The following is a 231-nucleotide window of genomic DNA, read 5'->3' on the forward strand; positions in this document are numbered from 1 at the left end:
AGATAATAAAAGCTATACTAAAAATAGAACAAATCCTATAGCTCCCCCATTTGCTTGCTAAAAACCTTGAAATAAAGCTCCAAAAATCACCGCTAAAATAGCAAAATTTTGTACACATAAAGCAGAAGTTTTACTCATAGCTAAAAGACTTTCAAAATACTTAGGCAAATCATCAAAGTTGCCACACCGCTTGTTAAAACCATGGTCATTAAAAAACAAACAAGCATGCTC

General features: G+C 32.5%; 1 pseudogene. It reads right to left on the reverse strand.

The window, feature by feature from the left end:
• Nucleotides 1-231 (reverse strand): annotated as a pseudogene (locus ELQ12_RS10160) (MFS transporter); the annotation flags it as partial.

The sequence above is a fragment of the Campylobacter sp. US25a genome, assembly GCF_004379075.1.
GTDB classification, from domain to species: Bacteria; Campylobacterota; Campylobacteria; order Campylobacterales; family Campylobacteraceae; genus Campylobacter_D; species Campylobacter_D jejuni.